Raw genomic sequence first — 6,239 nt, forward strand, 5'->3', positions numbered from 1 at the left:
GGCGCGCTGGGTGACGGGGCTGGTGGTGCTCAAAGACGGGCAGCTGGTGCACGAAAGCTATTATCGCGGCACGCGCCCGGACGATCTGCGCATCAGCTGGTCCGTGGCAAAAAGCTTTCTGTCGGCGCTGTTCGGTATTCTACACGCCGAGGGCATGGTGCCGGATCTTGATGCAGGGGTAGTCGATTTCGCGCCTGCGCTGAAAGGGTCGGCCTATGACGGCGCCTCTGTGCGCGATGTTCTTACGATGTCGTCGGGTGTTGCGTTCAACGAGGACTATCTGGATTTCAACTCTGACATCAACCGCATGGGGCGTGTTCTGGCGCTTGGCGGATCCATGAACGGCTTTGCCGCCGGGCTGAAGGCGCGGGCAACCGAGCCGGGCACGCGCTGGCACTATGTCTCGATAGATACGCATGTGCTGGGCATGGTGATTGCGGGTGCGACAGGGCGCGACCCGGCGGATTTGCTGGCCGAGCGGTTGTTGGCACCGATGGGGCTAGAGAGGGCACCCTACTATGTGACCGATGGGAATGGCGTGGCCTTTGTGCTGGGCGGGCTTAACCTGACCACGCGCGACTATGCGCGCTTTGGCCAGTTGTTCGCGCAAGGTGGGCGCTGGGGCGACGAGCAGCTTGTGCCTGCCGATTGGGTGACGGCATCGACATCGCTGATGGCGCCTGCGGGTGCGCCCTATGGCTATCAGTGGTGGGTTCCTGCCGATACCGCCGTGCATGGAAACGACTTTTTCGCGCGCGGTATCTACGGGCAATATATCTACGTCAATCCCGTGCGTGGGGTGGTCGTGGCGGTCAACGCCGCAGATACGCGCTTTGAAGACCCCGGCGTTGACGAAGGCAATCTTGCGGTTCTGCGCGAGATTGCAGAGGGGCTATAAGATGGAAAAACTACCTGCGATCAACGTGCTGGGCGGTGTGCTCGAACCTTGTTCCTTGGCGCCGCGAACCGGGTTCTTCCGCGATGGGGCCTGCAACACATGCTTTGAAGATGCAGGCAGCCACACCGTTTGCGCTGTGATGACGGCCGAGTTTCTGGCCTTTTCGGCCTATGTCGGCAACGATCTAAGCACGCCGCGACCAGACCTCGGTTTTCAAGGGTTAAAGCCCGGCGACGCATGGTGTCTTTGTGCCGGGCGGTTCTTGCAGGCATGGGACGAGGGCTGCGCGCCGAATGTGCGGCTGGCCGCGACGCATGAGCGCGCGCTTGAAATTGTGCCGCTTGCGATATTGCAGAACTGCGCCGAGGGGTAAGCCGCCTTACTGGCAGCGTTCGTACATATTGGCCCAACCCGGGCTGACAACCACGAGCCCCGCATCGAAAGAGGGCATGATCAGCATACGTTCTTTCCAAGTTTCGCCTTCGCCGGCACAGCTTGCATCATAGATCAGTGCGCCATCGAAGCCTTCCAGCGGGGTAGGGTTCGACAGGCGGCAGGCGCTTTCAAAGAACATGATCGTAGCGCCCGCAAGGGTCATGACACCGTCGTGCGGCACGCCGCACTCGCCAATTGCGTAGGTTCCTTCAAGCCCCTGCGCTGCTAGCGTTACTGGCGCAAGCGCGGCAAGGCTGGCTGCTATCAATGCCGATCTGCGCATCGCACCCCGATTGTTGAACATCGACCCGTGCCTGAGCATGGCACCGCGTCGTGCCCTGTCAAACCGCGCAGGTGCAATGCAACGTCGTGCTGGCTTCAGGCGACGCGGCGCACCCGCAGCACCACATCGACGCGGGTAAGTTCGGTGCCCTCGGGGGCAGCGGGCAGCCGGGAAATCACCAGATCCTCGACCGGCGCATCCGTGACCAGCGAGGTTTCTTCCCAGAAGAAATGCGGATGCTCGTCCATTCGCGTATCAAAGAAAGAGCGCGTCGCATCGACGTTGATTTCCTGCATCAGCCCGGCCTGACAAAAGGCGCGCATGGTATTGTAAACAGTAGCAAGCGAGACTGCTGCATCAGCCTGCCGCGCCTCGGCATATAGACCTTCTGCGGTAACGTGGCGGTTGTTGCCGTCGCCGACCAGAAGCGTTGCCAGCGTCAGGCGTTGCCGCGTCGGACGCAAACCTCCTCGCGCCAGCCATTCCTTACCGCGCAACTCTTCGATCGACTTCATGTGCTCACTCGCTGCTTTGTCTCTCAGGCAGATTAGGGACGCGAATGTGTTTTTTCAATGCTTATAAATCCAGTCGGCGTGCACGCGCCGGGCCCGCAGCCCTTGCCTCGGGCTTTGAGCGAGTGCTAGATGCCCTGCAGATAGGCGACCGCGGCGGTGGAGGGACGGTAGAAATGACGGGGAATCCCACGTTTTTCAGCAAGGAAGACCTGCTGCGCTGTTCGCGCGGCGAAATGTTCGGGCCGGGCAACGCGCAGCTACCCGCGCCGCCGATGCTGATGATGGATCGCATCACAGAAATATCTGCTGATGGCGGCTTGCATGGCAAAGGCCATGTGGTCGCCGAGTTCGACATCACGCCCGATCTGTGGTTCTTTGAATGCCACTTTCCGGGCAACCCGATCATGCCGGGTTGCCTTGGGCTTGACGGGCTTTGGCAGCTGACCGGTTTCAACCTTGGCTGGCGCGGCTGGCTGGGGCGCGGCTATGCGCTGGGGGTGGGCGAGGTCAAGCTGACCGGAATGGTGCGCCCTGATCGCAAGATGCTGCGCTACTATGTCGATTACACCAAAGCAATCCAGACCCGCCGTCTGACCATGGGCGTGGCCGATGGCCGCGTCGAGGCGGACGGAGAAACGATTTATCTTGTCAAGGACATGAAGGTCGCTCTTTCGCAGACCTGACCATTGCCAATGAAGGAGGCCGCCATGCGCCGCGTTGTCATTACCGGGCTTGGGATCATCTCGCCCATCGGAAACTCGGCTGAAGAAGTGACGCAGTCGCTGCGCGACGGGCGCTCGGGCATCATCGCCGCACCTGATTATGCCGAACACGGATTTCGCAGCCAGGTTAAAGGCCAACCGCAGATCGTGCTTGAAGAGCATATCGACAAGCGCAACCTGCGCTTCATGGGGCCGGGGGCGGCCTACAACTTTCTGGCGATGGAGCAAGCCATTCGCGATAGCGGGCTGGAAGAAAGCGACATTTCCAACCCGCGCACCGGGCTGATCATGGGGTCTGGCGGGCCATCCACCTCGAACTTCTTCGAGGCGCATACCACTGTGATCGAGAAAGGCGCGCCCAAGCGCATGGGCCCGTTCATGGTGACGCGCTGCATGTCCTCGACCAATTCGGCCTGCCTTGCGACGCCGTTCAAGATCAAGGGCGTGAACTATTCGATCACCTCGGCCTGCGCCACAAGCGCGCATTGCATCGGCAACGGTGCCGAACTGATCCAGATGGGCAAGCAGGACATCGTTTTCGCGGGCGGCGGCGAAGAACTGGACTGGACGCTGTCGTGCCTGTTCGATGCGATGGGCGCGATGAGCTCGAAATACAACGACACCCCCGAAACGGCGAGCCGCGCCTTTGACGCCGCGCGCGATGGTTTCGTGATTGCGGGCGGCGGTGGCGTGGTGGTGCTTGAGGAGCTTGGCCATGCGCTGGCGCGGGGCGCGAAGATTTACGCGGAACTGACCGGCTATGGCGCGACCTCGGACGGGCACGACATGGTTGCGCCCTCTGGCGAAGGCGGCGAGCGGGCGATGCGGCTGGCGATTTCGACCCTGCCGGAGGGTCGCAAGGTCAGCTACATCAACGCGCATGGCACCTCGACACCAGCAGGCGACGTGACCGAAGTGCAAGCAATCCGCCGGATTTTTGGCGAAGGCAAAGTGCCGCCGATTTCATCGACCAAATCGCTGACCGGGCATAGTCTTGGCGCGACCGGGGTGCACGAGACGATCTATTCGCTTTTGATGATGCAGGACCGTTTCATCGCCGCCTCGGCCAATATTACCCAACTCGATCCTGCCATTATGCCCGGCGAAATCGCGCAAACCCGTGTCGATGACGTTGCCTTCGACTCGGCGCTGTCGAACTCGTTCGGCTTTGGTGGCACCAACGCGTCGCTTCTGTTCAGCAAATACGACGGGTAGACCAAATGGGCGAATTGATGAAAGGCAAGCGCGGGCTTGTCATGGGCGTGGCGAACGATCACTCGATCGCCTGGGGCATCGCGCAGGCGCTGGCAAGCGAAGGCGCGGAGCTGGCGTTTTCGTATCAGGGTGAGGCTTTCGGGCGGCGGGTCGAGCCCTTGGCGGCATCGCTTGGCTCTGACATCCTTATAGATGTTGACGTGAACGACGATGCCAGCCTCGATGCCGCATTCGCGCGGCTGAAGGCGGCGTGGGGCAGCATGGATTTTCTGATCCACGCGATCGCCTATTCGGACAAGGCCGAACTGACCGGGCGTTTCATCAACACGAGCCGCGAGAACTTCAAGAACAGCCTCGCGATTTCGTGCTATTCGTTCATCGACGTGTCGCGCCGGGCAGCGCAGTTGATGCCGCAGGGCGGCAGCCTGATTACCCTGACCTATGGCGGGTCAAACCGCGTGACGCCGTATTACAACGTAATGGGTGTGGCCAAGGCGGCGCTGGAAAGCGCTGTGCGCTACCTTGCCAACGACCTCGGCCCCGACCAGATTCGCGTCAACGCAATCTCGCCCGGCCCGATGCGCACGCTGGCGGGTGCGGCGATCGGCGGGGCGCGCAAGACCTACCGGCACACCGAGGCCAACAGCCCGCTACGCCAGAACGCGACGCTGGAGGCGATCGGCGGCACTGCGGTCTATCTCTGCTCGGAATACGGCAGCTGCACGACGGGCGAAGTGATCATGGTCGACAGCGGCTACCATGTGCTGGGCATGCCGCAGCCAGAAAATCTGGGGTGAAGGGCGGGGGGCTTTGCGCCCCCCGCACCCCCCGCAGGATATTTCCGCTGAAGCATTTGGCAGCAATCAGTCTGGTTTTGTGCCAGACGGGATGGGGCGCAGTTGCGCGCGCAGCGGTTCTGTCTGGCTTTGAAACGCCGGGGCATCGCCGTAATCAACAAAGGCCGGGTAGTAGGGATGGGGTTCCGCGACGCGGCGCGCGTGTTTGATCGGGCACCAGAATTGCTCGGTTCGGCCCGCGATTTCGCGTGCGAAGGAAATGACCCCGTTGCCGTAGCCGCAATAGACGCAGTTGAGTTTCTGAATCCCGTTGAGATAGGCGAGATGGTGGCGATCAACGGCGATATGGTCGCGCCGCTTGACCTTGGCGATGCCGTAAATCGGAAAGCAGATCGCTTGATAGAGGCTCACGAAAAGGTCGAGCAGCGCCAGCGGCAGAACCATCGAATAGATCACCGGCGCGGTCAGCACCACCATGGGCCGGGTCCGCGCAAGAAACGCCCCGAGTTTTACGCGCGCGGCGCGGTGCTGCGCGCGCACGCCCGCCTCGAACACCACACGGTGGCGAACCACACGGTAGTGCAGCGCTGCGCGACGTTCTTCGAAGGCGGCCTCAAGCTCTGCTTGAAGCCCGCGCAGACGTTCCAGCATTGCCTCTATCCGGGGTGTCATCGCCTACTCCTGAATGTTCGAGCCTACTCGGCAACGCCAGGTGCCAACCACTTTGACGCGCGGGGGGCTTGCGCCGCGCGTCGCGGCGCGCAAGTCTGCAAGCGTAGTTAGGGGGGCGCGATGGCTATTACAACCTGCGTTTTTGACGCCTACGGCACGCTTTTCGATGTGAACGCCGCGGCACGCGTCGTTGCTGGCGAGCCGGGGCGCGAGGGTTTTGCGGCAGTCTGGCCGAAGTTGGCCGAGGACTGGCGGGCCAAGCAATTGCAGTATTCGTGGCTGCGCGCGGTGGCGGGGCAGCATCTGGACTTTTGGCAGGTAACGCAAGACGGGCTGGACTGGGCGCTCGAGGCGTCAAATCTGGATGATCCGGGGCTGCGCGCGCGGCTGCTTGCGCTTTACTGGGAACTTCCGGCTTACCCCGAGGTGCCTGCCATGCTGGCAGCGCTGAAGGCGCAAGGTTTGCCCTGCGCGATCTTGTCGAACGGATCGCCCGAAATGCTGGCGGGGGCCGTAAAATCGGCGGGGGTGGGCGATTTGCTTGATGCGGTGCTTTCGGTTGAAAGCGTTGGCGTGTTCAAACCCGATGCCTCGGTTTATGCGCTGGTGCCCGAGCATTTCGGGTGCCGCAATGACGAGGTTCTATTCGTTTCCTCCAACGGCTGGGATGCGGCTTTTGCGGCGGGTTTTGGTTTTACCACC

9 protein-coding genes are annotated in these 6,239 nt (G+C 61.8%); 6 read left to right on the forward strand and 3 right to left on the reverse strand.

Annotated elements, in window-relative coordinates; translation table 11 throughout:
• Together ABY403_RS12210 and ABY403_RS12215 are read left to right on the forward strand one after the other, a co-directional pair.
• A partial coding sequence (locus tag ABY403_RS12210; protein ID WP_372841098.1) for a serine hydrolase domain-containing protein occupies positions 1-898 on the forward strand: 898 nt, incomplete at its 5' end.
• 1 nt (position 899) lies between these two features.
• Positions 900-1,271 carry a DUF2237 family protein gene (locus tag ABY403_RS12215; RefSeq protein WP_372841099.1) on the forward strand — a complete coding sequence of 124 codons (372 nt, stop codon included), beginning with the start codon at positions 900-902 and terminating at the stop codon, positions 1,269-1,271.
• A gap of 6 nt (positions 1,272-1,277) precedes the next feature.
• Here ABY403_RS12215 and ABY403_RS12220 read toward each other — a convergent pair whose 3' ends face one another.
• Positions 1,278-1,637 carry a hypothetical protein gene (locus tag ABY403_RS12220; RefSeq protein ID WP_372841100.1) on the reverse strand — a complete coding sequence of 120 codons (360 nt, stop codon included), beginning with the start codon at positions 1,635-1,637 and terminating at the stop codon, positions 1,278-1,280.
• Positions 1,638-1,711: 74 nt separating this feature from the next.
• Complete coding sequence (irrA, locus tag ABY403_RS12225) at positions 1,712-2,131, reverse strand: iron response transcriptional regulator IrrA (RefSeq protein WP_372841101.1); 420 nt, start codon at positions 2,129-2,131, stop codon at positions 1,712-1,714.
• A gap of 173 nt (positions 2,132-2,304) precedes the next feature.
• On the opposite strand from irrA, the gene fabA reads away from it, so the two are divergent.
• From fabA to ABY403_RS12240, 3 genes are read left to right on the forward strand one after another with little or no spacing between them, the layout of a single operon-like run.
• A complete protein-coding gene (fabA, locus tag ABY403_RS12230) occupies positions 2,305-2,814 on the forward strand; it encodes a bifunctional 3-hydroxydecanoyl-ACP dehydratase/trans-2-decenoyl-ACP isomerase (protein ID WP_372841102.1) in 510 nt (169 codons plus the stop codon).
• A gap of 24 nt (positions 2,815-2,838) precedes the next feature.
• Positions 2,839-4,068: a beta-ketoacyl-ACP synthase I gene (fabB, locus tag ABY403_RS12235; protein ID WP_372841103.1), complete on the forward strand. Its 1,230-nt coding sequence runs from the start codon at positions 2,839-2,841 to the stop codon at positions 4,066-4,068.
• 5 nt (positions 4,069-4,073) lie between these two features.
• Positions 4,074-4,865, forward strand: coding sequence for an enoyl-ACP reductase (locus tag ABY403_RS12240; RefSeq protein ID WP_372841104.1), 792 nt, complete (start codon positions 4,074-4,076; stop codon positions 4,863-4,865).
• A gap of 66 nt (positions 4,866-4,931) precedes the next feature.
• On the opposite strand, the gene ABY403_RS12245 is transcribed toward ABY403_RS12240, so the two are convergent.
• Positions 4,932-5,537, reverse strand: coding sequence for a hypothetical protein (locus ABY403_RS12245; protein ID WP_372841105.1), 606 nt, complete (start codon positions 5,535-5,537; stop codon positions 4,932-4,934).
• Between the two features lie 120 nt (positions 5,538-5,657).
• Here ABY403_RS12245 and ABY403_RS12250 point away from each other — a divergent pair.
• The coding region (locus ABY403_RS12250) for a haloacid dehalogenase type II (RefSeq protein ID WP_372841106.1) at positions 5,658-6,239 on the forward strand (582 nt) is incomplete at its 3' end.

It is taken from the genome of Phaeovulum sp. (assembly GCF_041596715.1).
GTDB lineage: Bacteria > Pseudomonadota > Alphaproteobacteria > Rhodobacterales > Rhodobacteraceae > UBA6213.